Source organism: Sporolactobacillus caesalpiniae (assembly GCF_040513385.1).
GTDB lineage: Bacteria > Bacillota > Bacilli > Bacillales > Sporolactobacillaceae > Sporolactobacillus.
In genome coordinates this window covers 18,420-44,485 of the sequence record NZ_JBEVCB010000010.1, presented here as the reverse complement: position 1 = coordinate 44,485, position 26,066 = coordinate 18,420, and the positions used below count along the sequence as shown (strand labels likewise).

29 protein-coding genes are annotated in these 26,066 nt (G+C 46.3%); all 29 read right to left on the bottom strand.

From position 1 onward, the window contains the following. Position 1: 1 nt before the first annotated feature. Positions 2 to 580: a spore cortex biosynthesis protein YabQ gene (yabQ, locus tag ABWW58_RS16970; protein WP_353870231.1), complete on the bottom strand. Its 579-nt coding sequence runs from the start codon at positions 578 to 580 to the stop codon at positions 2 to 4. Further along, positions 577 to 885, bottom strand: coding sequence for a sporulation protein YabP (gene yabP / locus ABWW58_RS16965; protein ID WP_093673888.1), 309 nt, complete (start codon positions 883 to 885; stop codon positions 577 to 579). The genes yabQ and yabP overlap by 4 nt, the downstream gene beginning before the upstream one ends. Positions 886 to 976: 91 nt before the next feature. Beyond that, on the bottom strand, positions 977 to 1,237 hold the full coding sequence (locus ABWW58_RS16960) for an RNA-binding S4 domain-containing protein (RefSeq protein WP_093673887.1): 261 nt from the start codon (positions 1,235 to 1,237) through the stop codon (positions 977 to 979). Next, positions 1,234 to 1,509 (bottom strand): non-specific DNA-binding protein Hbs, encoded by a 276-nt coding sequence (hbs, locus tag ABWW58_RS16955; RefSeq protein ID WP_353870230.1) that lies wholly within the window; start codon positions 1,507 to 1,509, stop codon positions 1,234 to 1,236. Before hbs ends, ABWW58_RS16960 begins: the two co-directional genes overlap by 4 nt. A gap of 125 nt (positions 1,510 to 1,634) precedes the next feature. Then, positions 1,635 to 3,233: an oligosaccharide flippase family protein gene (locus tag ABWW58_RS16950; RefSeq protein ID WP_353870229.1), complete on the bottom strand. Its 1,599-nt coding sequence runs from the start codon at positions 3,231 to 3,233 to the stop codon at positions 1,635 to 1,637. Between the two features lie 210 nt (positions 3,234 to 3,443). Further along, the gene (gene spoVT / locus ABWW58_RS16945; RefSeq protein WP_353870228.1) at positions 3,444 to 3,980 is read right to left on the bottom strand and encodes a stage V sporulation protein T; all 537 of its coding nucleotides are present in this window, start codon (positions 3,978 to 3,980) and stop codon (positions 3,444 to 3,446) included. A 94-nt stretch (positions 3,981 to 4,074) separates the two neighbouring features. Then, on the bottom strand, positions 4,075 to 7,626 hold the full coding sequence (gene mfd / locus ABWW58_RS16940; RefSeq protein WP_353870227.1) for a transcription-repair coupling factor: 3,552 nt from the start codon (positions 7,624 to 7,626) through the stop codon (positions 4,075 to 4,077). Positions 7,627 to 7,745: 119 nt separating this feature from the next. After that, a complete protein-coding gene (pth, locus tag ABWW58_RS16935; RefSeq protein WP_353870226.1) occupies positions 7,746 to 8,315 on the bottom strand; it encodes an aminoacyl-tRNA hydrolase in 570 nt (189 codons plus the stop codon). 752 nt (positions 8,316 to 9,067) lie between these two features. Next, positions 9,068 to 9,694 carry a 50S ribosomal protein L25/general stress protein Ctc gene (locus ABWW58_RS16930; RefSeq protein ID WP_353870225.1) on the bottom strand — a complete coding sequence of 209 codons (627 nt, stop codon included), beginning with the start codon at positions 9,692 to 9,694 and terminating at the stop codon, positions 9,068 to 9,070. Positions 9,695 to 9,790: 96 nt separating this feature from the next. Then, positions 9,791 to 10,741, bottom strand: a complete 951-nt coding sequence (locus tag ABWW58_RS16925) for a ribose-phosphate diphosphokinase (RefSeq protein ID WP_093673873.1) — start codon at positions 10,739 to 10,741, stop codon at positions 9,791 to 9,793. A 94-nt stretch (positions 10,742 to 10,835) separates the two neighbouring features. Next, positions 10,836 to 11,927: a bifunctional UDP-N-acetylglucosamine diphosphorylase/glucosamine-1-phosphate N-acetyltransferase GlmU gene (gene glmU / locus ABWW58_RS16920; RefSeq protein ID WP_353870224.1), complete on the bottom strand. Its 1,092-nt coding sequence runs from the start codon at positions 11,925 to 11,927 to the stop codon at positions 10,836 to 10,838. Positions 11,928 to 12,200: 273 nt separating this feature from the next. After that, entirely contained in the window at positions 12,201 to 12,491 is a 291-nt protein-coding gene (gene spoVG / locus ABWW58_RS16915; protein WP_093673871.1) for a septation regulator SpoVG, read from the bottom strand. Positions 12,492 to 12,655: 164 nt separating this feature from the next. Continuing rightward, complete coding sequence (gene purR, locus ABWW58_RS16910; protein WP_353870223.1) at positions 12,656 to 13,507, bottom strand: pur operon repressor; 852 nt, start codon at positions 13,505 to 13,507, stop codon at positions 12,656 to 12,658. Positions 13,508 to 13,550: 43 nt separating this feature from the next. Next, the gene (gene ispE, locus ABWW58_RS16905; protein ID WP_353870222.1) at positions 13,551 to 14,429 is read right to left on the bottom strand and encodes a 4-(cytidine 5'-diphospho)-2-C-methyl-D-erythritol kinase; all 879 of its coding nucleotides are present in this window, start codon (positions 14,427 to 14,429) and stop codon (positions 13,551 to 13,553) included. Positions 14,430 to 14,654: 225 nt separating this feature from the next. Then, entirely contained in the window at positions 14,655 to 14,828 is a 174-nt protein-coding gene (locus ABWW58_RS16900) for a small, acid-soluble spore protein, alpha/beta type (RefSeq protein ID WP_353870221.1), read from the bottom strand. Positions 14,829 to 15,035: 207 nt separating this feature from the next. After that, positions 15,036 to 15,290, bottom strand: a complete 255-nt coding sequence (locus ABWW58_RS16895; RefSeq protein ID WP_093673861.1) for a Veg family protein — start codon at positions 15,288 to 15,290, stop codon at positions 15,036 to 15,038. A gap of 165 nt (positions 15,291 to 15,455) precedes the next feature. Further along, positions 15,456 to 16,319 carry a sporulation peptidase YabG gene (yabG, locus tag ABWW58_RS16890; RefSeq protein WP_093673919.1) on the bottom strand — a complete coding sequence of 288 codons (864 nt, stop codon included), beginning with the start codon at positions 16,317 to 16,319 and terminating at the stop codon, positions 15,456 to 15,458. A 216-nt stretch (positions 16,320 to 16,535) separates the two neighbouring features. After that, complete coding sequence (rsmA, locus tag ABWW58_RS16885; protein WP_093673859.1) at positions 16,536 to 17,408, bottom strand: 16S rRNA (adenine(1518)-N(6)/adenine(1519)-N(6))-dimethyltransferase RsmA; 873 nt, start codon at positions 17,406 to 17,408, stop codon at positions 16,536 to 16,538. Between the two features lie 5 nt (positions 17,409 to 17,413). Next, positions 17,414 to 17,965, bottom strand: a complete 552-nt coding sequence (rnmV, locus tag ABWW58_RS16880) for a ribonuclease M5 (protein ID WP_093673857.1) — start codon at positions 17,963 to 17,965, stop codon at positions 17,414 to 17,416. 26 nt (positions 17,966 to 17,991) lie between these two features. Further along, the gene (locus ABWW58_RS16875) at positions 17,992 to 18,756 is read right to left on the bottom strand and encodes a TatD family hydrolase (RefSeq protein ID WP_353870219.1); all 765 of its coding nucleotides are present in this window, start codon (positions 18,754 to 18,756) and stop codon (positions 17,992 to 17,994) included. 102 nt (positions 18,757 to 18,858) lie between these two features. Further along, on the bottom strand, positions 18,859 to 20,862 hold the full coding sequence (gene metG, locus ABWW58_RS16870) for a methionine--tRNA ligase (RefSeq protein ID WP_093673853.1): 2,004 nt from the start codon (positions 20,860 to 20,862) through the stop codon (positions 18,859 to 18,861). A 206-nt stretch (positions 20,863 to 21,068) separates the two neighbouring features. Next, positions 21,069 to 21,959 carry a 16S rRNA (cytidine(1402)-2'-O)-methyltransferase gene (gene rsmI / locus ABWW58_RS16865; protein WP_353870217.1) on the bottom strand — a complete coding sequence of 297 codons (891 nt, stop codon included), beginning with the start codon at positions 21,957 to 21,959 and terminating at the stop codon, positions 21,069 to 21,071. Beyond that, entirely contained in the window at positions 21,925 to 22,212 is a 288-nt protein-coding gene (locus ABWW58_RS16860; RefSeq protein WP_093673849.1) for a GIY-YIG nuclease family protein, read from the bottom strand. Before ABWW58_RS16860 ends, rsmI begins: the two co-directional genes overlap by 35 nt. After that, a complete protein-coding gene (locus ABWW58_RS16855; RefSeq protein WP_353870216.1) occupies positions 22,209 to 22,946 on the bottom strand; it encodes a tRNA1(Val) (adenine(37)-N6)-methyltransferase in 738 nt (245 codons plus the stop codon). The genes ABWW58_RS16860 and ABWW58_RS16855 overlap by 4 nt, the downstream gene beginning before the upstream one ends. Before the next feature lie 49 nt (positions 22,947 to 22,995). Continuing rightward, entirely contained in the window at positions 22,996 to 23,355 is a 360-nt protein-coding gene (gene yabA, locus ABWW58_RS16850) for a DNA replication initiation control protein YabA (RefSeq protein WP_353870215.1), read from the bottom strand. A 13-nt stretch (positions 23,356 to 23,368) separates the two neighbouring features. Next, positions 23,369 to 24,199, bottom strand: coding sequence for a PSP1 domain-containing protein (locus ABWW58_RS16845; protein WP_353870214.1), 831 nt, complete (start codon positions 24,197 to 24,199; stop codon positions 23,369 to 23,371). A 3-nt stretch (positions 24,200 to 24,202) separates the two neighbouring features. Beyond that, positions 24,203 to 25,195, bottom strand: coding sequence for a DNA polymerase III subunit delta' (gene holB, locus ABWW58_RS16840; RefSeq protein ID WP_353870212.1), 993 nt, complete (start codon positions 25,193 to 25,195; stop codon positions 24,203 to 24,205). Between the two features lie 42 nt (positions 25,196 to 25,237). Then, positions 25,238 to 25,675: a YaaR family protein gene (locus ABWW58_RS16835; protein ID WP_353870211.1), complete on the bottom strand. Its 438-nt coding sequence runs from the start codon at positions 25,673 to 25,675 to the stop codon at positions 25,238 to 25,240. 39 nt (positions 25,676 to 25,714) lie between these two features. Continuing rightward, complete coding sequence (darA, locus tag ABWW58_RS16830; protein WP_353870210.1) at positions 25,715 to 26,044, bottom strand: cyclic di-AMP receptor DarA; 330 nt, start codon at positions 26,042 to 26,044, stop codon at positions 25,715 to 25,717. Positions 26,045 to 26,066 lie beyond the last annotated feature (22 nt).

Sequence of the window (26,066 nt, the reverse complement as noted above, 5' to 3'; positions counted from 1 at the left end):
ATCATTTCCGCCTTGTGAACCGTGACACCCATTTCCCGAATTGCTGCTGGATCTGTATCCTTTTCTTTATAAGGAAGAGCAGCCATTGATCCGGCACAATCAGCCGAATCACGCCTCTTAAAATTTTCAAAGGAATAGAAATCAGAAAGAGTGCCACTTTCAATACGGTGTTTACTGTCATTCTACACAATCTATACGCAAGCATCAATAGGAAAAAAAGCGGATAGATCAATAAATTATAGACAGTTTTTGCGGTAAAACGCCCCACTCGGACAATCACGGCAATAATTCTGCCGAACAATCGCATAAAAGCGTTTTCTAAAATTGCTTTGTAACATGCGAAGCCAAGCAGGATTCCCAAAAAATAGTAAAAGCGCAGTTGTCCTTCGTTAACAGGCAAAAGCAAAGAAAAAAGCAGCAGGGCCTGTACAATCCAAAAGAGAGGGTCTGAAATCAACAAAATCCATCGGCGTCCTTTTTTCGGGTGCACGAAATATTGATAGATCGAAAAAGAGGCGCCGAACCACACACCCATGGCAATCATCAGCATGAGCGAGACATATTGTTCTTCAAGTGTCATCGAAACAGCTTGCTGAAGAAGCCTTTATTCGCTTCTCCGCCTTGATCATCCAGATAGCTGATTTCAATGATTTGACCCTCAATCAATACCTGTCCCTGCTCAACATTCAGATTTTGCATTTTCAGACCTGAACCCCGTACAGCAAGATAGCCCAGCACCGTCTCAAGAAGGAATTCTTCATGATCAAAGCTGTCTACATGCTTGACACCTGTGATCTCGATTGATTTCCGATCTTTCACGATGATGTTCTGATTTTGCACCGGCTTGTCTTTACTTGGGATCTGTGACGAATAGAATTGACTCATCGGACTCCCCTCCTCTTTTCCATACATTATGAGGAAGCTGTCCCATTTAGAACCTGGGAAGGGAGCTGCATATCATTTGTTTTTTCTTTGTTTATTTGCTTGCAGATTGTTCATTAACCACTTCATAGAGTGAAGCGGCTTCTTCTTTTTTGACAACTTCCTTGAGCAGCAAAATACGGACGGTCATCGGTTTTTGACCGAAATGAAGCGTCAGAACATCGCCGACGGCGACATTGGAGCTGGCCTTGCCTGGCTGACCATTAATGTCGACACGCCCTTGATCAGCAAGTTCCTTGGCTACTGTCCTTCGCTTTATTAATCGGGATATTTTCAAATATTTGTCCAATCTCATTTTTTCACTGCATCCTTAAATTTATTTCCCGCTCTAAATCCGGGCACACTCGTTGAAGGAATGGTGATGGTCTCTCCCGTTTGCGGATTGCGGCCTGTCCTGCTTGCTCGTTGTCGAACTTCAAACGTTCCGAACCCGACAAATTGAACTTTTTCCCCTTTTGAAAGTGTGTCCATAACCTGATCGAGAGCCTCGTTTATGACCGACTCTGTTTCCTTTTTCGAAATGCCTGTCTTTTCTGCTACTTTATTTATTAATTCATTTTTATTCATCAATGTGTCCCTCCGTAAAAATAGTCAATTCGTAACAAACCCGTCCAAATTTACATTGCCATCATTTTTTTCATTTTAACATAACTTGACTGTTGATCACAGTTATCGCTATCGCTACTTGTCTTTTAGACTTGCTTGCTCGAAGGAAGCTCACGCCTCTTATGCCACGGATTGGGCAAACGTTTCACATCCTGAGCGTCAAGAAAACGCAGCACATAAAGAAGGACGATAAACGTGATTCCGCCAAAAACAGCTCCCGATAGAGCAATAATTGCTGCTGCCGGCCGCACGGGCAGTGATTTTGTCAAATAGCTAATAACCATTTTACCCAGCAGCACAGTCATCGCCATACCCGTAATAGCGGCAGCTAATTTTATACCAATCCTCCACCCGAGGTGCTTCATTAATGCGGCTTGGCGTAAATAGAAAAGACTCAACCCAGCGGCGGCAGCTGTTCCCCCGCAGGTTGCGATCGCCGCGCCGACAATCGAAAAGTGCGGAACGAGCAAATAATTGCCGAGACCTTTGACACCCGTACCAATGATTAAAAAATAAATGGGAATCCATGGTTTTCCGGTCGCCTCTAAAACACCCGAGGCAGTTAAAAGAAGGGATAGTGTCAGCATCGTGAGCGCAGCAATGGCGAATGCCGTTGTCCCCTGGGCATTCCGAAACAGCATGATGTTCACTTCACGGCTGATCGTAATAAGACCTGCCGCTGCCGCCGCACCAAGCGCCAAGCTTACCTTTATCACGAGTGTGGCTTCAATCTGAAACTCATGTCGTTTTTTTAGTGAGGCGAGCTGTGCGAGTCGGGGCACAATCGCGGCTGTCAACGATGTCGCAGCAATCATGCCGAACTGGGTAAGTATGTACGCCCGATCATAAATCCCCTTTTCTGCTCGAGGATCCGCAAGATGGAGCTTATCCAAAAACCGGAGCACCGTCAGCGAATCCAATAGTTGAAACGGCAACAAGGGTACTGCAAGAATGGAGAAGAGGCATCCGCTGATCATTAGTGTACCGACAAGGCGCCAATCGACTGCAAGAGAGAATGAGAACAATTCGCGGACGAAGGCTCTTTTTCGAGGCAGAAAAAAAATCAGGACCGCAATGGTAACAAGCGGAGCAAGTGCAGAGCCTGATGTTGCCGCCGCTCCAAATTGATAAGCATCTCCCTGATTGACAAATAGGTACCATGACGCAGCAAGGATAAAGCAGACACGCGCAGCCTGCTCGCTAATCTGAGATAGAGCTGTGGGCAGCATGTTTTCCTTATCCCCCTGAAAATTGCCGCGCAAAAGGGCGACGAGTGGAACAAATAAGTAAACCGTCGCCGCAACGCGAACTAAACCGGTAAGATGCCGATCACCAATCATCGCCGTTAAGGGGCGTGCAAAGAAAAACAGGACAACAAAAAACAAGCCGCATAGAAAGAGCAGGGCTATGAGTGCATGCCTCTGAACAGATGCCTTCATTTCAATCCTTTCATCCGCTTCGGCCATATACTTCGAGATAACGATAGGAAATCCTGTACCGCCTAGTGCAACGGCCAATGCGTAAAAAGGATAGACTTGCTGATATACATAGAAGCCCACATCACCAGCAAGGTTTTGATAAGGCAGCCTGTAAAGCGCGCTCATTATTTTCACAAGCAGAGCAGCACCGGTTAAAATTGCCGCGCCTCTCCAAACTAAGTGGCTTTCTGTCTTTTCGTTGCCCATAATCTCTCTCGCTTTTCCCTAAATTCTACAAAGGATTATATCATAACTTGTCGCGCGGCGTTTTGAATCTGCGATCCTATACTCCTATCGCGCCTGCAAAAGGGCATGATTTGACCATCTCCCACAAACCAGAATAAATCGCCAAGTGTATGATCATTTCCAGGCCAAACGAAAAAGAGGCGATGGTTCCGCCTCTTTTCATGCATGTGGTTAATGCTCCATTTGTCTGCCAAGGAAGCCGGCAGCCGTCTCTGCAAGCTTCACTTCAACATCACCCATCTGCGTCTTATCCTTATCAATCAGAATAATCGTCCCGATCGGGTCTCCCCCAGCTATAATAGGAGCAATCACATAGGGACCGGACAAATTTTCATGCCCTTCCATTAGGGGCTCTCCACGATTTTGCTCTAGAATGGTTTGCCGCTGTTCCATTGACTTTTCAGGAACCGATAGCAACCGTTTTTCCAAGAAATCTTTTTTTGAACCGCCCGCGACCGCAATGACTGCATCCCGATCACTAACCAATGTTAATTTACCTGAATTTTCCGCTAATGCTTCTGCATATTCTTTTGCAAAATCGCCAAGTTCACTCATTGGTGAATATTTTTTTAAAATCACTTCACCATCATGATCAACAAATATTTCCAGCGGGTCACCTTCACGTATACGAAGCGTGCGCCTTATTTCTTTGGGAATAACCACCCGCCCAAGATCGTCAATCCGACGGACAATGCCAGTTGCTTTCATACAAGGATGTCCTCTCTTTCCGCTTCCGCAAAAATCATCTATTCCTTGTATTATTATCTTCGCTACTGGTCAAAGTATGCATTTTTCCCCAAATTTATCCTGCTTTCTGCGTTGGATCCTTCAGTTGCTCAACTTCGCTGAGGAGTTTGCCTACTTCTTCAAGCAGCGGCACGGGATTTCGTGCATTCTGCTTGATGGTTACTTTCATTTTAGATCCGTCAGCGCCTAGTCCGACTCCGGAACCCATTTTGCTTATTGATTTAAATAAAGATTCGCGATCCAAAGATTTCCATCCTAGTTCAGAAAAAATAATTCTGATTTCCATTCCATACTGTTTAATTTCCTCAATCATCAACTTATTCGCTGTCACACGAACCTCTGCGACTTTGAATAGGTCGGCAACTTCTCTAGGATAATCGCCAAACCGGTCGATCATTTCATCCTTCAGTTCAGCCACATCCTGAAGCGAGTCTGCAGCTTTGAAGCGTTTATACATATCAATTTTTTGTAATGAATCTTCAATGTACACATCCGGAATATATGCATCTGTATCAACTTCAATAGTGACTCTAGACGGCTTCTGAATTGTCTGTGTATTGTCCTTTTTACTGCGTTCCGCGATCGCGTTCTGAAGCATTTGGGAATAGAGATCAAAACCGACTGAATCAATAAATCCATGCTGCTGCGCACCGAGCAAGTTCCCGGCACCGCGAATGGACAAATCGCGCATGGCGATCTTAAATCCAGAACCGAGCTCTGTGAATTCCTTAATTGCCTGCAGCCTTTTTTCTGCCACTTCATTCATCACTTTGTCGCGCTGATAGGTGAAATACGCATAGGCTACTCGGCTTGAACGTCCAACTCGTCCACGCAGCTGATACAACTGGGCCAGCCCCATACGATCCGCGTCATAGACAATCAGTGTATTTACATTCGGGATATCGACACCCGTTTCAATGATCGTTGTGCTGACGAGTACATCGGCGTTCCCGTCAAGAAAATCAATCATGGCCGATTCAAGTTCCGATTCCTTCATTTGTCCATGCGCATAAGTAACTGCTGCATCGGGAACAAGATTCGATATCATTTCCGCCATCCGCTGTATCGTTTCAACACGATTATAAAGGAAGTAAACCTGTCCTCCACGCGCCATCTCCCGCTCAATCGCCTCGTGAATGAGCGACATATTGTATTCCATGACAAATGTTTGAACCGGAAAACGATTCTCCGGTGGCGTTTCAATAATTGAAAGGTCACGCACGCCAAGCATTGACATATGAAGTGTGCGGGGAATCGGCGTCGCGGTTAATGTCAATACATCAACATTAGCCTTCAAACGCTTAATCTTTTCTTTATGCGTAACGCCAAATCGCTGCTCTTCATCAACAATCAGTAAGCCAAGGTCTTTGTATTGAACATCCTTCGACAATAAGCGATGAGTTCCGATCACCATATCGACCGTACCCGCCTTTAGTCCCTTAAGCGTTTCCAATTGTTCTTTCCTTGAGCGAAAACGACTGAGCACGCCAATGGAAATTGGGAAGTCCTCAAAACGCTCACTCGCTGTTTCAAAGTGTTGCTGCGCAAGGATGGTCGTCGGAACAAGCAGCGCCACCTGTTTCCCATCCGCAATTGCTTTAAATGCGGCACGTAAGGCTACTTCAGTTTTGCCATAGCCAACGTCACCACAGAGCAGTCGATCCATTGGCTTTTCTTTTTCCATATCCTTTTTGATTTCCTCAATCGCCTGAAGCTGATCTGTAGTTTCTTGGTATGGGAACGCTGCTTCAAATTCTTGCTGCGCCTCGCTGTCTTTGGCGAAGGCGTAACCTTTGCTCGCCTCTCGTTGTGCATAGAGCTTAATTAAATCATCGGCAATATCCTGAATTGACGAACGCGCTTTACTCTTTACTTTCTTCCATTCACCACCGCCAAGCGCGTATAACTTAGGTTCCTTGCCTTCAGAACTGACATATTTCTGAACCTGATCAATATGCTCTACAGGAACGTAGAGCTTGTCGTTCCCTTTATAAATGATTTGCATGTAATCTTTATGAGTGCCGTTTACTTCAAGCGTCTCAATTCCAGCATAGCGACCGATACCGTGATCCACGTGAACAACATAATCACCGACTTTGAGTTCACTATAATTTTTCAGTCGTTCAGCATTGGATAATTTTTTTCCTCGGTGATTCGCTTTCGCTGCCTTTTTCGTAAAAACTTCCCGTTCTGTGACTACAGCGATCCTCTTCAGAGGCAATTCGAACCCGTTCTCAAACTGACCGATGGTGATTTGACTGACGCCCTGTATCGGCAGCGTTTCGGGAGTGACTAATTCTGCCTGAACGCCATAATCCGACAGCACTTGCTCCAGTCGTTTCGCGCGTTCTTTATCCGAGGCGAGAAAGGTAACCGAAAATCCGCCTTTCTGCCATCGCTCCACTTCCGTCTTGAGCAGCTGAATCTGCCCATGAAAATTCTGCATGGCGCGACACGTCATGCCAATCACATTCTGGGGTTGAAATTGCCCGTGATACCGTAGGAAAAGAGAGAGCAAAAGAATCGGATGAGTCAATCGATCCGTCAGCTGCGGCCAATCCATTGTTAACGGCAGCTCGCCGACCATCTCCCCCTTTTGCAGCATGTCGACCTGCCACTCAGCTTCCTCACGATCGAGTTGCTCGGACATTTCCTGAATTCGGCTGATCTCATCGAAAATGATGAGCGTATCATTCGGTAAATAATCACTGATGGTTGTTAACTTGCTGTACATCAAAGACGCATATTTGTTCATTCCGTTAAACGGCTGCTTCTGCTTTAATGATTCAATGTCAGCGGCGATGTGTTCGCTGATCAGTTCCTGTGCTTTCTGATCCGTCACCCTGGCTAACGTTTTAGCGAGCTCGCGTTCAAGTCCTTCAGCGGCAACCGAATAGTTTTCTTCATAAAGAAGCAGCTCGCTCGCCGGACCGATCAGCACGCTTCCTTGAATCATCTTCAAGGAGCGCTGAGAATCACTGTCGAAGAATCGTACAGAATCGATTTCATCATCGAACAATTCAATACGAATCGGGTGCTCCTCCGTCAATGGAAAAATATCGATAATTCCACCACGAATACTGAATTGTCCCGGACCGGTGACCATCGTCTCCCGCTCATAGCCAACCGCAGTCAGTTTACGCGACAGTTCATTCAAATCCACGGTCTTTCCAGCTTCAAAATGCATTAGGCTCGCTTTCCACAAATAGAGCGGAGCGAGCAGCTTTTTCAATCCGGCAACCGGTATAATGATTAACGCTTTCCTGTTCTGCGCGAGCCTGTTCAGTACATCGATACGCTGGGCAAGCAGTTCCGGACTGGCAACAGCAAGTTCTGAGGCAATCAAGTCATTCGCCGGATAGAGAAACAGCTCCTCCGAATCTATCAAACCTTCTAAATCGTTATAGAGTTTCTGTCCTTGATATAAATTATGGGTGACAACAACAGCCGTCTGCTGTCTTTTTTGATAAAGCGCCGCGATCCACAGTGCTTTTGCTCCACCAGACAGTCCAGACACCAGTTGCTGCCTCATCCCTTGTTCATAGCCTTCGAGTACGGCTTGAATTTCATCTACTTTTTGCTGGTAATAGTGGCTCAGGCCAAGCATTGGCTACCCTCGCTTTCTTAAAACCGAAAAACGCTTTGGCATCAGCCAAAGCTCTGCAGTGTTTACTCAGAACCCTAATCATCGGAGATAAACTTATATGATTATACCCCGGTACATCGCTACTTATTCGTATTATACACGTTCATAACCTGTGTAAAAGGCAACGTGATCCACGCTTTAGCGGCATCGGACGCGCGTTCAATTGCCGACGCGATTTGCATCTGTTCATCGCCCGAAAAGCCCTGAAGCACGTAGCGAACAACCGCTTCACGTGTATGCTGCGGATGACCGATTCCTACTTTGATTCGAGCGAATTCCTGCGTTTTCACATGTTGAATAATGGACTTAATACCGTTGTGCCCGCCTGCGCTTCCCTTTTGTCTCAAACGGATCTTACCTACCGGCAAATCCATATCATCCTGAACGACCAATAGGTCCTCTGCAGACACTTTAAAAAATCGGAGCAGCGGACCGACTGCTTCACCTGAAGCATTCATATAAGTAAGCGGCTTCACAAGTAAAAGCTCTTCACCGTCAATCGTCCCTTTTCCGAAAAGCGCATTGAATTTACTTTTCGATAAACGAATACCATGCTGTTCTGATATCGAATCGATCACTTCAAAACCTATGTTATGCCTTGTATGTGCATATTCAGAACCAGGATTGCCCAGCCCGACAATGACCTTCACAATTCTTCCTCTCTTTCAACGGGAATAAAATTTTTGCTTTGTTGTGTTAGAAAACTTGGACGGCTTAGTGTCCGGTGGCACTTCCGCAGGATGCGGTGGCTTCAACGTTGCTCATAGGATACAGCCTGGTCCTTAATTAAGTAACGTGGCCGTAATAAAATAAGCGGAGATTTTCCGGTTATATGCATCCTGGCGCTTGTTTCACAGGTACATAAGGGTAATTTTTCCGCTTATGCACGGAAAAACCCTCTATTTTCACGTTTTTCGATGCGATAAGCGGAATTTTTCCGTCTATTTAAGCAATTTTTTCATTCATTTTCTAATTAAGCGGAACTTTTCCGTTTATTTCTAAGATTGGGCGCTAACCTGATCGCCCAACCGAAGCTTGTGACCCTACCGTCGTATCGACAAACCAAGATGCTAAACTTTCTTTACTTGTAAGAAAAACCGGGGCAAGCCCGGTCCTTATTCTCCAGCCATGTGTTATTGGTTCGTGTCTTTATTCTTTTCTGAATCGCCGCTTCGGTTACTCGCTTGCCACGTTGCGCACCGCGAGCCTCCTAAAACAGGCAGGAATCTACGAGGTCTCCTACTGGCACCTAGTCCCGCAGGAGCCCTCGTACCTCCGCTTTGATTCCCAGCCAAGACACCGGTTTATTGATTTGATACAGGGCAAAAGCATATACTTTTTTTACCTGTGAAAAAAGACGTAACACATTGGTTACGCCTCTTTCATTAATTCCGACAATCGATTATTCTGCAGCGTTTTCGCTAGTCGATTCAGCAGCTTCTGCAGTCTCGCTTGCATCCGCTGGTTCTTCAGCCGCTTGCTCACCATAAGAAAGCGTAACGATAACTTCTTCCGGATCACCGAGGACCGTATAGTTTTTGGTATCTGCAACGAGATCGCTGATACGAATTGCATCACCGACCGCAAGTTTTGAGACATCTACTTCGATTGTACTTGGCAGATTGTTAGGAAGCGCACGTACCGTCAATTCTGAAAGTTGATTATTCAGAACGACATCTCCGGTTTCAACTGCTTCTGCACCGCTCAATACAACGGGTACAACAGCGTCAATATCTTCGTTCATATTAATTTCGAGGAAGTCAATATGACGAACTGTACCTTTCAAAGGGTCGAACTGCAATTCGTGAGCCATAACAGTATATTTTTTCTTTCCTTCAACATCCAAATTGATGATCGCATTTCGACCTTCGCTGTGGAAAAGTTTGTTCATTGCTCCGGCATCAACCGAAACAGCTTCATTGCCTACCGTCTTTCCATAGACAACGGAAGGAATCTTGCCCTCATTTCTCAATTTCTTTGCAAATGACTTCTTGAAGTCACTACGAACAGCCGCACTTATTGTTGCCATGCGTCATTGCACTCCCTTTCGATTAGACCCATCTTTTAAATTTTTCACTAAATACATCTTATCTAACCCTGTAGTACACTAAATTCCGATCAATCGTTAATTAAACAACCGGCTGACCGAAAGTTTCTCGTGAATGCGAATAATCGCTTCTCCGATCAGCGGTGCGACAGACAACTGCACAATTTTATCGATCTTCTTCTCTTCAGGCAGCGGAATTGTATTGGTTACAACGAGTTCGCTGATTGCAGACGCCTGAATACGTTCGATTGCGGGACCCGACAAAACAGGATGTGTACAGCAAGCATACACCTTTTTTGCGCCGCGCTCAACCAAAGCGTTGGCGGCCAGCGTAATCGTTCCTGCCGTGTCAATAATGTCGTCAATAATGATACAGGTTTTGTCTTGAATATCACCGATGATGTTCATAACCTCAGATACATTCGGACGCGGACGGCGCTTATCAATAATAGCGATCGGCGCCTTCAAGCGATCAGCCATTTTACGCGCGCGGGTCACACCGCCGTGATCCGGTGAGACAACCACAATATCATCAAGCTGTTTGCTCATAAAGTATTCCGACAATGTTGGAACACCAAGAAGCTGGTCAACAGGAATATCGAAAAAGCCTTGAATTTGCGGTGCGTGCAGGTCAAGTGTGAGTACACGCGTTGCACCTGCAGTTTCGAGAAGATTTGCGACGAGTTTTGCCGTAATCGGTTCACGAGCGCGGGCTTTACGATCTTGACGCGCGTACCCATAATAAGGAATTACTAAGTTGATTGTTTTCGCAGACGCGCGTTTCAACGCATCAATCATAATCAGCATTTCCATTAAGTGCTGATTTACCGGTGCACTTGTAGACTGAATCACGTACACTTCACTGCCGCGAATACTTTCCTCAATGCTGATTTGAATTTCGCCATCGCTAAAGGACGAAACAATACATTTTCCGAGTTTAATGCCGATGTGCTCGGTAATTTGTTTGGCAAGATCAGGATTGGAATTTAGGCTGAATACTTTCAAGTTTGGATCTAAATAGCTGACCATCTAATGGTTCCCTCCAGTTAATGGTTTACCCTATGCATTATTTTGCTTCATTTCTTATTTTCTCAAATCTTGCTGCGATTGCCTCGCCTTTTTTTCAAATGCTCGGCCCTTTCCGTTCTCCAACGTCCGTGTTCTTCACTTCGACAAAGGTGCCCACTTTTGTCTGATCATGGATCTTGGACAGCGGGCGAATATGGGCAAACGGTCCAATATGCACGTCTTTGCCGATCGTGCTGTCCTCAAGCACAGACTGCTCAATCCGTGTGCCGTCACCAATCACACAATTTCGAATTTGTGAATGTGCGCCAATGACGCACTTGCTCCCGATTCGCGTCTTTCCGGCAATCACCGTTCCCGGATAAATGACGGTATCGTTTCCAATCGTGCATTCTGTCGATAAATATGTTGTTTGAGGATCAATGAACGTCACGCCCTTTCGCATCATAGCGCGATTGATGCGTGCTTGCATATATTTCCCTGCAGCCGCCAATTGAATACGGTCATTGACGCCGACTGTCTCTTCAAATTGTTCTGTGGCGTATGCAATCACTTTCTCAGAATCCCGAACAAGCAGACCAATCACATCAGGAAGATAGTACTCACCCTGGGCATTATTGTTCGTCACCTGTTTCAAAAGGGCAAATAATTTACGGTTATCGAAACTGTAAATACCCGTATTAATCTCCTTTACCCTTTTTTCGGCAGGATTTGCATCCTTATCTTCGACAATTTTCGCAACATTGCCGGACAGATCCCGAATGACACGCCCGTAGCCGGTCGGATCTTCAAGATTGGCCGTAAGCACCGCGGCCGCAGCGTGATTCTCCTCCTGAATATGAATCAATTTCTCGATCGTCTGATGCGTAATTAGAGGAGTATCTCCGCAAAGAACAACCGTTGTTCCTTCCAGACTGGATAACTGATCTGCCGCTTGAAGTACGGCGTGTCCGGTACCTAACTGCTCACGCTGGAGCAGACATTCCGCGTCTTTGCCGACCGCCGCTTCCACGTCGCTTGCTCCATGGCCGACAACCACATAAATTTTCGAAAAATCGGCCCTTCCGGCTTCATCAACGACATGGCGTATCATCGGCTTACCACAAACCTGATGCAGCACTTTATATAGTTTCGATTTCATCCTCGTGCCCTTGCCGGCAGCTAGAATAATCGCAAATCGATTTGACATGACGAACCCCCATAACTTTGGCTGATTCTTAGCGTCCATTTTAGACTATAGCTTAAAAACAGCCCTTTTTCAAGATAACAAAGGTGAAATTTGTGCCAATTCGTATGTTCTTATTTCTATTATCCAAACAAAGAAAAAGGAACCCTTCGGCTCCTTTTTCTTTGTTTAACTAAACAGTTACCTATTGTTAGAGATGTGAAATTCATGCGCACATCCACTATTTCATCAACGTTAGACACTCATGGGACACATTTGTTCATCAACCGCGCTTAATTAGGAAGCACCCGCTTGTTCAAACGAAGAGTCCCCAACGCACGCATGTTCATATTCACTAAGAATGGCGGACTGTATTTTCTCTCTAGTTACTGATGTGATGGGATGAGCAATATCCCTGAATTCTCCATCAGGTGTCCGCTTGCTTGGCATCGCGACAAAGGTACCATTATTACCGTCGATCACACGAATGTCATGAACAACGAACTCCTTATCGATGGTTATTGAGGCGATTGCCCTCATGCGTCCGTCAGTATGCACAAGCCGCAATCTGACATCTGTTATTTCCATTGATTAGACACCACCCTTTCCCCTAATGCGTAACTCGTAGTTCTTAATACTTGTTTCAACACAAAAAGTGGGAAATCCTGCAAGTGGTTAAAAGAAATATAAATATTTTTAATTATCGGTCCAAATGGCGCGGAATGAAATTATAGCATCCGTTCATACCTAAATTATTTTTTCATTGCATGCGGATCATGATGCATCGCCAGCCACTCCGATACATTACCGTTTTCAATTGTAAGGGCATCTTGTTGCTCAAGGATAGAGAGCTTGAGAAGCGACACATAATGGTTGACCAGTTTTGGACGTTCGTCTTTCTTTTCGACCAGCACTGCCATACCTGCAACCTCAGCCCCGAACTCCTTGATCAAATTCATCATGCCCTTCATCGTTCCTCCGGCCTTCATGAAATCGTCAACAATCAAAACGCGTGCGTGTTCCTTCAAACTTCTTCGCGGGAGCACCATCGTTTGGATTCTTTTAGAAGAGCCTGATATATAATTGATACTCACCGTCGACCCCTCAGTAACTTTGCTGCTCCTGCGCACAACAACAACGGGGACACTGCACTGTGTGGCTACCGCATAGGCCAGCGGAATTCCTTTGGTCTCCATCGTCATAACTGCGTCCAGTTTCTCATTAATAAATACCGAAGCGATTAGCCGTCCAATCGCATTGACATATTCAGGTTTACCAAGAATATCGGTCATATAAAGATACCCGCCGGGAAGCAGGCGGTCTTTTTTGGTCATTTGTCCTTGCAATCGAACAAGCAATCGTTCGGCTTCGAGGCAGCCCATGGATGGCATGTAACATACTCCGCCCGTAGCCCCCGCCTGCGTCTGGAGCCGTCCGATTTCTTGGGTTTCAAAGCTTTCCTTGATAATAGTCAGATCTTCGCTTATCGATGATTTGGCAGATTCATACCGTTCTGAAAAATAGGAAAGCGAAATCACCTGGTGAGGATGGCGCAGCAAATATTCCGTCATATCGACAAGTCTGCCGCTTCGCTTAAGTTTCATGACAATCCTCCAAACCCGAATATTTTAAGGCAATTTTACACCATTATTCGTGTTCGGACAAGAGGGGGAACGGTTTACAGAGCCGCACGGCAAACACCTGAGAACAATACCCCCTCATACCGTTCATCAAACGCTGCATCCGTGATTCATGTTGCGTCAGCGCAAATACGGTTGGTCCGCTGCCGCTCATTAAGATTCCTTCTGCGCCAATCCCTTTCATCTGCTCCTTTATTTTTGCGATATCAGCAACTTTTTTCATCGTCACTGATTCAAGAGAATTGCCGAGCAAGCGGCATATTTTTTGAAAATCCTCTTCCTCGATCGCCCGCATCATTGCTTCAACATCCGGATGCATGATCGGCTGACTATCTAACTCTTTATAAATTTGCGCCGTAGAAATTGAAACAGTGGGTTTCACTAAAACAACCCAGCAAGGCGGCAAGGACGACAGAGGGGTGATTTTCTCTCCTCTGCCGGTTGCGAGTGCTGTTCCTCCTTTAATACAGAAAGCGACATCAGACCCAATTTTCGCAGCGATTTCCAGCATTTCTTCATAGGACATACCAATTCCCCACAACTTGTCCAACGCACGGATTGTCGCTGCCGCATCTGTACTGCCGCCAGCCAAGCCCGCTGCCACGGGTATATTTTTTTTAATCATAATTTCCACACCGCGATTAATACGATACGTTTCTCTTATACATTGAGCGGCCTGATAGGCAAAATTACGCTCGTCCTCAGGAACATAAGGGGCTGATGTCCGAACCAAAATTCGATTTTCAGACAAATCGCCGCATTCCACTCGATCTGCCAAATCAATCGACGTCATCACCATTTTAACTTCGTGATAGCCATCGCTTCGTTTCCCAAGTACATCCAAGGATAGATTAATTTTCGCCGGCGCTTTCTCAAGTACTTTCAAACGTTTCCCTCATTTCAGTTACTAGATATACTTCGATAGCAACAGATAGCCCAGACCGGCAAATTCGCCACATTGCCCATGCCGATCGCCATCCGCTTCTATCCATTCGGTCCCCTTCACACTGCTTATGATTACTATAAAGGAAACAAGCGTGAAGAAAAAGGGGGTCCCATCCGTTTTACGGACAGAATCCCCTTCTTTCATGCTCAATCATCGTACTGCTTTTTAGCGTTTGTCTAGTTGCGCTTCAGCTTTTTGAATGGCGAGGCGAACCATATTGCCTGCGTCGCGGGCCTTGATTCCGCCCCAGCCTTCACTTTTTACCGTATCATAAAAACCCAGTTCTTTGGCAAGTTCCTCTTTGAATGATTCAGACATGATGCCTTTGTGTCTGGACATGATCGGCACAACTCCTTTCAATGGTCGAGCAAAAGTTAGGTTGTGCCAATTCACTTCCTTCTATTCGTTAAACGTGTTAAAATGAATTCTGATGAGAAAAGCATAAACGCGCATTCCCAATTATGCTCTCACATTCCGAACATAAGGGTGCGCGCATCCGCTACAAATAAATGGTCTGTCATCATGGAAAATTGGGTAAGCTCTTTATTATTGACCGCTCGCCATTTCCTCCATAAAGGTGAGTTCCACCGAGTCCGTCAACACGTCCGTGTAGCTGTACGAAACGCGATCATATGCATTCGAATCTTTATCCAGCCTCACAATAAAAACCGACGGGTAGGTACCTTCCAAAACACCAATGCGTTGAATCGTTTTACGTCTGCCTCCGTTTGCCTTCAATGTCAAACGTTCGCCGACACGTTCATCTAGAGTGCCTTTGATATCATCAATGGTTTTTCCCATCTCGACAATCCACCTCGCTTAATTATAAGTATACCACAATGGACGTCAAAAAATCAAATAGTATGAATTATATCAAGAAACCATTGTGACTGTCAATATATTTGTCAAAAATTGCCGCCACTTTTTTCTTGAATTATTCGACTATTTTTGCCGTCCCAATCATGTTTATTCCGATGGATAAGGCAATCCGGTACGCAGCATGCCTCTGCTTTCGACTCCGCCTAAGCCGCCTGCTCCTGTCAGTGTGTTTCTCAGAACCTCCCACACATTAACACTCTCCATAAATGAAGTGAAACTGATTCTCGCAGCAAGATAGACCGGATCGAGCGCGTGAATATTTACACGATCGGGAGAACTGGCAAAATTTGATCCAGCTCTGATCAAATACTCGAAATGCGACTGGCACGCCCCGGAAAAAATGATCATTTGATCAAGACTCGGCCAATGATAGCGTACTTCTTTGACCGTTCGGATAAAGTATCCGGAATTACGATAAGCCTTGATTTCATTTGCCGTTCCTTTGTTTTTCATAAAAGCATCATGTCCGGTTAGAACGAGAATATCCGGACGTATTTGGCTAACCAGTTTCGGAACCAGATCCGGCATTTCGGACTCCCGCATAAATTTGCCGATCACCGGAACCCTCAACTTCTCATAAAAAGTGAGGCATTTTTTTAAATAGTACGGATCACCATCGATATGAAGTACCCGCCCGGGCATTTCAAAATAAGAGGCACCCTCCCTATAACCGTTTGTCGCCGTATAGCCTCGTTTCAACTTCATTTGCTTGTAATCCTGCCTAAAAAGCTTGTAGGATTCCGCCTCTTTGGAGCTTGTCATTTTTTCATATTCCTCGCGTTCGTCTTTGGTCACCAGTACCAAATCGTCGAGCGGCGCGTCCGCATAAAGACGCAAATCATGGCCGTTCAGCTCAGCACTCTTCGTTTCTTCATGAATGGCTACCACACGAAAAGGAAGGTCGCAATGGTACGAAGTCCGCGCCACTAGATCTCCTACTTGAACTGTCATGTTCCACTCCCTCTTTCCACGCGCATCCGAAATCCGCCAAAAAATCAGAGCCATCCTTTTCATGCTATGATCACGATGAAAAAAATATGTGCACATCAAAAAAATGATTGAGGCAGTCGTTCCTGAATGCCGGGCGCACGCAAAAAGAAGGCCCGTATTCAAAAATGAATACGAACCTTCTTTTGTGCTCATTAAGCGCTTTGACTAATATGATCCCTATGGTCGATCTCCAAGCGCATCACTCAGCCGCGCAAATTCTTCGATTGACAACGTCTCACCGCGCCGACCCGGATCAATTCCAACCCGCTCCAATACCCGAAGCAAGTTTTCTTTCTGCGTTTTATCATATAGGTTATTGACCAGATTGTTCATTAATGTCTTCCGGCGCTGCGCGAAGCTTGCCCTTATCAGCCTGAAGAAAAAGTCTTCGTCTGCTACTTTGACTTTTTTCTCCTTCCGAACATCCAGACGGATCACAGCAGAATCCACATTGGGCTGCGGCACGAACACCGTTTTCGGCACCGTCATCACGATCTTCGGCTCAGCCATATATTGAACGGCAATCGACAGTGAGCCGTAGCTCTTCTCCCCAGGGTCAGCCTGAAGCCGGCTGGCAACTTCCTTTTGTATCATCACCACAATCGTATTAATGGGAAGTCCGGCCGTGAGCAGCTTCATTAAAATCGGCGTCGTCACATAGTATGGCAGATTGGCCACCACGGTCACCGAAGCATCCGCAGGACATTCCTCTCCGATAATTTGATGAAGATCCAATTTCAATACATCACCAAAATGGATGGACACGTTATCAAAGTCTTGGAGCGTGTCACTCAGTACAGGCTCCAGCCGGCGGTCAATTTCCACCGCGATCACTTTTTTGGCTTGGGCGGCGAGCACCTGAGTGAGCGCGCCCGCGCCCGGACCGATTTCCAACACATAGCTGTCTCCATCAATCCCGGCAGCCGACGCAATATTGTTCAGGATGTTCTCATCAATAAGAAAGTTTTGACCGAGACTCTTCTTTAACGTAAATTGGTGCTTACGAATGACATCCTGCATGGTCTTAGGTGAAGACATCCTTTTGTTCATATCGCTCACTCCTTCGATCGGATGGCATCCAGCGCCTGTATCAGATCGCTTTCAGCAATTTGAAACATGCGTAGCCGTTTGTACAATTGCTTTCCATTCGCATAGCCGATACTCAGATGATCGCAAAGCTGTTCCCGGAGCGAACGCGATGTCTTACCGCCGAGCAGCCCCAGCGCCCTCAGCGTCTGCATACTGATCTGTTCCTTCGGTTCTTCAAACTGAGTATAGACCTTCTCCAAAGCGCGGAGAATCGCGCGTGGCGACGCATGCTCAATTCCAAGACTTTCATTTTTTCCGCCTTTTCCCTCGGACCGTGTAATGAATGCGTGTTTGCAACCGGGAACGGCGCGGCTAACAATCTTCCGAATGCGTTCCCCGGGGTAATCCGGATCCGTGAACACGATTACGCCCCGGCGAGCCTGCGCATTTTGAATGGCGCGAATGGTTCTCTTGCTGACGCGTGATCCGTTCGTTTCAATCGTATCGGCATCCAGCGCGCGGCTAATTGCCTCCGTATCACTTCTGCCTTCCACAACAATGATTTCCTTAACAATCATAAGTTTCTCCTTGCTCTGACTTTTAACTAAATATGAAAACAGCGCATTGCGTTTTCAGTTGTCACTTTTGCTATCTCTTCAAAAGACATGTTCTTGAGCTCGGCAAGCTTTTCCGCAACCAGGTGAACGCGCGCCGGTTCATTGCGTTTGCCACGGAACGGATGAGGACTAAGAAAAGGACAGTCCGTCTCAATCAACAGGCGATCAAGCGGCACTTCAGCGGCCGTTTCTCGTTGAAGCTGCGCATTTTTAAAAGTCAGCGGCCCGCCAAAGCTAATATAAAAATTCAAATCAATGAATTTCTGCGCCCACTCCCAGTTGTCGCTATAACAATGCATGACGCCGCCGATCGTCTCTGCATGCTCCTCGCGAAGAATGCGCGCGACATCCTCAGTCGCTTCTCGATTATGGATAATTAAAGGGAGTCCTGCTTCCTTGGCCAATCGAATCTGCCTGCGAAACACGTCATGCTGTACAGACTTCGGCGATTTATCCCAATGGTAATCCAACCCGATTTCACCGAGTGCGACGATTCCAGGATGGCCCAACTCATGTTTGATCATCTGGAAATCATCTTCAATCATATCGATCGCGTCTTCAGGATTCCAGCCAATCGCGCCATAGATATGCTTATGCTGATCAATGATCGGAAAGACCCGCTCAATCGTCGGACGGTCAACGCCAACCACGACCATTTGATCAACGCCGACTCCCTTTGCGCGATTTAGTACGTCGGGAAAATCCTTGTCAAATACTTCATCATTAATATGGGTATGTGTATCAAAGAGCATGAAGATCCTCCTATTTTTTCCGAACGCACGCCGGAAACAAAAAAGCGGGATCTGCGCGCAAAACGCTCATCTCCCGCCTGCTCTGTTCCATTCGCTCGCGAATCAGCGAATCTTAGTACCATTCGGCAGCGGTCCTGAAACCGTCGCCACCTTTAGGGTACCATTTGCATCGCCTGCCAGCAGCATTCCTTGAGAAAGCTCGCCTCTGAGTTTCACCGGCTTCAGATTGGCAATGACAATAATTTTCAGGCCAACCAGCTCCTCCGGTTTATAGAACTCGGCAATGCCGGAGACAACCTGCCGCTTCTCATAGCCCAAATCAAGTTGAAGCTTGAGCAATTTATCGGCACCTTTAACCTTGTCTACCTGCAGCACTTCTGCAACGCGTAAATCAATTTTCTGGAAATCTTCCAAATTAATTTGTGCCGGTGCTTCTGCAACTGCCTTTGATTTTTTCTCTTTATTGCCGTTTGGCTTCGTATTCGCCGCGCCGCGCATCTGTGATTTGATGTAGGCAACTTCTTCTTTAATATCAAGACGTGGGAAGATAGGCTCTTCCTTGTGAACGGTCCATTGACCTTTGTTAACATCATTGCGCACAATCGTATCCCATGCTTGATCCGCCTGATTGGTTACCCCAAGCTGACGGAACATTTTCGTCGGTGTGGATGTGAAGAACGGCTGAATCATGATGGCGATCCCGCGAATAGTGTTCACGAGATGCGCCATAACTGAAGCAAGTTCAGCCTTCTTCGCCTCATCCTTAGCCAAGAACCAAGGCTGCGTATCATCAATATATTTATTCGTCTGGCCGACCAGCTTCCAAATTGCTGATAATGCGACGGAGAACTGCAAGTTTTCCATTTGCTTTTCGACAACAGAAACGGCCTCTGCGAGCGCATCTTCAAGCCCTGCATCAAAATCAGTCACATGACCGTCATAAGCCGGCACCTTTCCGCCAAAGTACTGGCTGCACATCGCGACCGTACGGTTCAACAAGTTGCCAAGGTCATTGGCCAGGTCAAAATTAATGCGTTCCACGAACGCTTCCGGAGTGAACAATCCATCCGAGCCGAACGGCACTTCACGCAGCAGATAATAGCGCAGCGCATCCAGCCCGTAGCGATCAATCAGCGGTTCAGGGTCGACAACGTTACCCTTTGATTTGGACATTTTGCCGTCTTTCATCAGCAGCCAGCCGTGTCCAAACACTTTTTTCGGAAGCGGAAGACCAAGCGCCATCAACATAATCGGCCAATAGATCGTGTGGAAACGGACGATTTCCTTCCCAACTAGATGAACATCCGCCGGCCAGAATTTCTTATAATTCGCATCATCTTCAGAACCGTATCCAAGTGCGGTAATATAGTTGGTCAGTGCATCCAGCCATACGTACACAACATGCTTCGGATTATTCGGCACCTTAATCCCCCAAGAAACCGATGTTCGAGAAACCGCCAGATCTTCCAGACCAGGCTTGATGAAGTTATTGATCATTTCGTTTTTGCGCGATTCCGGTTGAATAAAATCGGGATGCTCTTCATAATAGTTAAGCAACCGGTCAACATACTTGCTCATTTTGAAGAAATAGCACTCTTCTTTTACCTTCTCAACCGGATGGCCGCTGTCCGGGCTCTTCCCGCCGATCACGTCGCCTTTGTCATTCTTCTCAATATCAACAAGCTGCGACTCTGTGTAGTAGGTTTCATCCGGTATACTGTACCAACCCTCGTATTCACCAAGGTAGATATCGCCTTGCTTCTCAAGCTGGGTAAAGATCTTCTGAACAACTTTCGTGTGACGCGACTGCGTTGTTCGGATAAAGTCGTCATAAGAGATATCAAGCTTATCCCAGAGTTGCTTAATCTGAGCCACCAGGCCGTCCACATACTCAATTGGAGAGATACCTTTTGCTTTGGCTTTCTCCTCAATTTTCTGTCCGTGCTCATCTGTTCCCGTCAGAAACATCACGTCATAACCGCGCAGCCGTTTATAACGGCACATCGCGTCTCCGGCCACCGTTGTGTATGCGTGACCAATATGTAGTCTACCGCTTGGATAGTATATAGGCGTTGTCAGATAAAAAGATTTCCGTTCTTCAGTCATAAACCCGTGCAGCCTCCTTATTTAATGCCGTTTCCAAAGTATTCCTATCTTTAAAAACTATACGTTTCACCGGAATGAATGTCAAGAAAGCATAGAGCGTGCAACGGCCAAATTAATCGCGCATCACAGCTCCTTTTAAATCCAATCTTTGCCACAAATAAATCAGCCTATTCAAAAGGATTCGCTCGTGTTTGCGAATCCTGAATTTATTCGTTTTCAATTTGATGGTAGATACCATAGATTTCACGTTTCGGCTGAGCACGATCCAGCGCCACCTGTTTGATCGCTTCTTTCGATGTCACTTGTTTATTGCGGATATAATGGTCTACGTGCTCTTGCACCGTAAGTGTCGACCACCATAATTCTTCCCCGCGTTCCTCTAATTCACGATTTCCATCAACAATCACGCAAAACTCGCCTTTTGGCGCTTCGCCGCTATTTAGGAACGCAAGCACTTCGTCAAGTGTCCCGCGAACAAACGTCTCATAGCGCTTTGTCAGTTCGCGCGATATCGCGATCCTTCGATTGCCAAAAACGTCATATAAATCCTTCAATGTCTCTTTCACGCGAAATGGCGATTCATAGAAAATGACCGTGTAGGGAAACTTCTTGAGCGCATCCAGCGCTTGGCCGCGCTCCTTTTTCGCGCGGGGAAGAAAACCATAGAATAAAAAGTGGTCGGTAGAAATTCCTGAAGCGATCAATCCGGTGATCGCGGCGTTAGCTCCGGGAAGGGGCACAACAGGAATCTCATGTGCAATGCAGGCAGCGGCAAGATCAGCTCCTGGATCCGATATACCTGGTGTTCCGGCATCCGTGACCAAGGCAACATTTTTTCCATTTTCAAGTTCCGCGACCAACTTGGTTCCGCTTGTTTTCTTATTATGCTCATGATAACTGAATAACGGCGCGTGGATATCAAAATGTGAACACAGTTTCATGGTATGCCGAGTATCTTCAGCGGCAAGGATGTCCGCTTTTTTCAGTACCTCAAGCGCGCGGTACGTGATATCGTCCAGATTGCCGATAGGCGTTGGCACTAGAAACAAGCTGCCTTTTCCTTCATGATCGCTTTGAAAACTGCGCTGTTCCCACATCTGTGCCGCTCCCTTTTATTAGTTCCTGTTTTTCCTGCCTCGTTAACTGCTTGATCGCCCATTCGCGCCGCATCGCCGACTGTTTGTCCGCAAGATCTTCCTGATAAACAATGCGAATCGGCTTATGACTCCGCGTATATTTTGCGCCTTTTCCGCTGCAATGAAGTGCAAAACGTTTGACGACATCAGCGGCGTAACCCGTATAAAGACTGCCATCGGCACATTCTAAAATATACACACTGTAATGGCTCATGACGTCGGACACACATCCTCCGTATAACGTCCATCTGACCGGTAAACAACAATTGGAGACAACACGGAAAGACCCGGTTTGCCACCTTTTGTACCTTCAACGAGAACAATATTAGCCGGCTTGTGGCGGTGAGGATGCACATATTGGATCCGTTTCGGTTCCATTCCTTGCGCACGCATGCCTTCAAGAATATCGACAAGTCGTTCCGGCCGGTGTACCAGCGCGAACTTCCCGCCCGGTTTCAACAGACGACCGCCGATCGCCAGCACCTCCGCCAGCGTAATGAGCAGTTCATGACGCGCGATGGCCAGATGCCTGTTCAGCTTAACATCGCGAGCAGCCTCCATTGTGAAATAAGGCGGGTTGCACGTCACAACATCACAGGTTCCGCGCCCAATTTTTTCTTCACTATTTTTGGCATCCGCACACAAAAAATTGATACGCTCTTCTAAATGATTCAATGCCGTGCCGCGTTTGGCCAGTGCGCATACTTCGGGCTGGATCTCAACGCCGGTGATCTGTCCTTTCGTCCGCCTTGATAAAAGAAAAGGAATCACACCGTTCCCGGCACACAAATCCACCAACTTGCCCTTTTGAATGGGCACATAGGCAAAACGCGCCAATAGAACAGAATCCAGCGAGAAGGGAAAGAGATCGCTGGATTGGATGATTTTTAAATCGGTATCAAAAAGATAATCAATTCGCTCGTTGTTGTGATCGTACTGCTCGTTCATTTTCTTCACCCATACTATGCATTCAAACTACAGCGCCCAAATTGAGCGATCATTTTTTGTTCAGAAACGAAAGACAAAACAAGCAGTCGCCGTCGTTGCGGACACTGCCATAATGCAGATTGCAAATATGAAAGCCCTCTTTGTAGAGTCGCGCCAAGTTGTCGTAGCCCTCACCGATATCCGGCTCTGAAACAGCCCCCGACTTCCGCACTTGCTGGTTTTGTGAATTCTGACCGTGCTTTCCGGCATCTTCAATACGTTTTCTCAGATTCTCATTTTCCAAAGTAAGATTCTGATTTTGTTCAAGCAGTGCGCCAAGCTGCGCTTTCACATTGCCGAAATCCACAAAAATTTGCCCCAGCTGCTCCTCCAAATGACTGACTTGTGAGAAAATGTCCTTCTTCTCCAAGTTCATCCACCTCTTATTTAGTGGCTTGCGAAGAAATAACCCCTTCTTCAATAAGCTCATCCAATGTATACTCAACAACTTTATTTTCTTCCTTGAGTTCGATCTGAACCAAGTGCTCCAAAATATTCAATCCAACGACGCGGCCCGGTCCATAGCTGACGGTGATTGGCGCGCCGATGTCCGGCAGCGCCTTCTTCGCTGATTCATAATTATCGTTTTCGTATTTCAAACAGCACATCAATCGTCCGCAAACACCTGATATTTTGGCAGGATTCAGCGACAAATTCTGATCCTTGGCCATCTTAATTGAAACGGGCTCGAAGTCTCCGAGAAATGTTGAGCAACAGAGCATTCGTCCGCACGGTCCAATTCCGCCAAGCATTTTAGCTTCGTCACGTACACCAATCTGTCTCAGTTCAATTCTCGTTTTAAACACTGCCGCAAGATCTTTGACCAATTCGCGGAAATCGACGCGACCATCGGCCGTAAAATAAAATATTATTTTATTGCGATCAAATGTATATTCAACATCCACCAGCTTCATTTCCAACTGATGATTGTATATTTTCTGAAGGCAAATGTCCATTGCAGCCAGTGCGTCTTCCTTGTTCTTGCGCACCTGCAATTCATCAGATTCCGTCGCAATCCGTACCACTTTCTTAAGTGGTAAGACAACGTCCTCCTCGTCAACTGTTTTTCTTCCGATCACTACTGTCCCGCATTCAATACCGCGCGTTGTTTCGACAACAACATGCGCGTTATCGGGTATAGACAGCTGTTCCGGATCAAAATAATAGACCTTACCGGCTTTCTTGAAGCGAATGCCGACAATATCATAGTTCATTTATTACTGACCTCCTAACCTGATCACCAGCCGCTCCATGACGCTCACCCCATTAACATGAGCGTCCAATTGTCTCCGGGCATCCAGAATAAGTGACATTGCCCGAATCGTTTGATCAGATGAGCGCGAGAGCATCTGCTCCTTCAACGCGTCCATCTGATCCTCATAGACGATTTCTTCTTGACGATTCAAGTGCAGCGACAGAAGATCTCTGTACCAAAAAAGCATCAAATCTAAACCGACAGCCATTTTCTGAGTATTATCAAAGTTGGGAGTGAATTTTTCATAGATATAAGGTAGTGCTGACTCTAAAGACTTGTACAGTCTTTGCATCAATTGTAACACTTGAGAACGTGCCTCGGCAAACCATTCCTCTTTGCATAATCGCGAGGCTTCCTCATAATCATGCGTCAGCGCAGCCGCCGGTTTCAGCAATTGTCTTGGTAAGCCGTCTTGGGTCATTCGCTCCTCAAGCGCGCGGTCAGAGAGCGGAACAAAAGTAAGCACCTGACATCTCGAAATAATTGTATCAAGCAACTGATGAATATGCTCAGTCACAAGGAATGCCAGCGTTCCGGGATGGGGTTCTTCAATGAATTTCAGCAAGCTGTTCTCTGCCTGAGCAGTCATTTTCTCTGCCTGCTCAATGATAAATACCTTGCGTCCCGATTCAACCCCTCGATAGGCGAACTCTTTCATTAAATAGGCGATTTGTTCCTTCTTAATTGATGCCGCGCCTTCTTCGGGCGCAACCCAGATTACATCCGGGTGATTGCCCGAGCCGATTCTCCGGCAATTCCTGCACTCCATGCACGGTCCCTGTTCAGTTGGTGACTCACAAAACAATGTTTGCGTGACAAGCATGGCGGTTTGATGCTTTCCGGTTCCCTTTGGTCCTTCAAGCAAATAAGCGTGCGCTAATTCTTTTCTCGTTATAGCATGACGAAGCACCTTCGCCACTGTTTGCTGCTGCTTACTTAGTTCCCGCCAGTCCATGCTTTGTGTACACTCACTCTCTGATCCAATTATTTGCGGCATTCATATATATAGATTAATCAGCATGCCCCGAATCTCATCCAGCTGATCAAGCAGTTTGAGTTCATCTTTATTTTTGTCCAATAAATCATTCGTCATTGTGATCAGTTTCTGATCCACAGTCTTTACCAACGTTTGCTGGGCGCCGCCCTGCTGCCATGAACGTGATTGTGCTGTACCAAGTCCGGTCTGAACTGCTTCCTGTAAAAAGGAACGAACATAGTTCTTGTACACGTGTAAATCGCGTATCGTACGCGATACCGACACCCGCTTTGCCTGTTCATCGACCTTATTAAGCAGCGCTTTAAGGGCATCACTTTGCATTGACTTTTTCTGAGCGCTTAACGTGCGCTCAAACGTCGCATGCGGCTGCGGCGCGGTACTTTCCCGCTTCGCTACGGAGTCACCAAGATTCGTGCGCTGATCTATTTTAATTGCCATAGATGATTACGCTCCTTTACTAAACTTAAGCTGCCTGCCTTAGAAGTGCTTAAACTGGTCCACATCAAGAACAAAGACCGTTGCCCCGCCTACCTCGACTTCTACCGGATGCATCATATAGCCATCCGCATTCGCGTCAAGTGAAGATATTGGTGAAATCACTTGATTGCGGCTATGGCAATGCTCTTTAATTAATTCAAGTAATCCGTCGACTTGATGATCTTCAGTACCAATGATGAACGTTGTATTACCGGATCGGAGGAATCCACCGGTACTCGCGAGCTTTGTCGCGTGAAAATCAGCATCTACGAGTGCCTGCTGCAACAGAATGCTATCCTTATCTTGAATTACGGCTACAATCAACTTCATCGTAATCATTCCTTTTGGACTT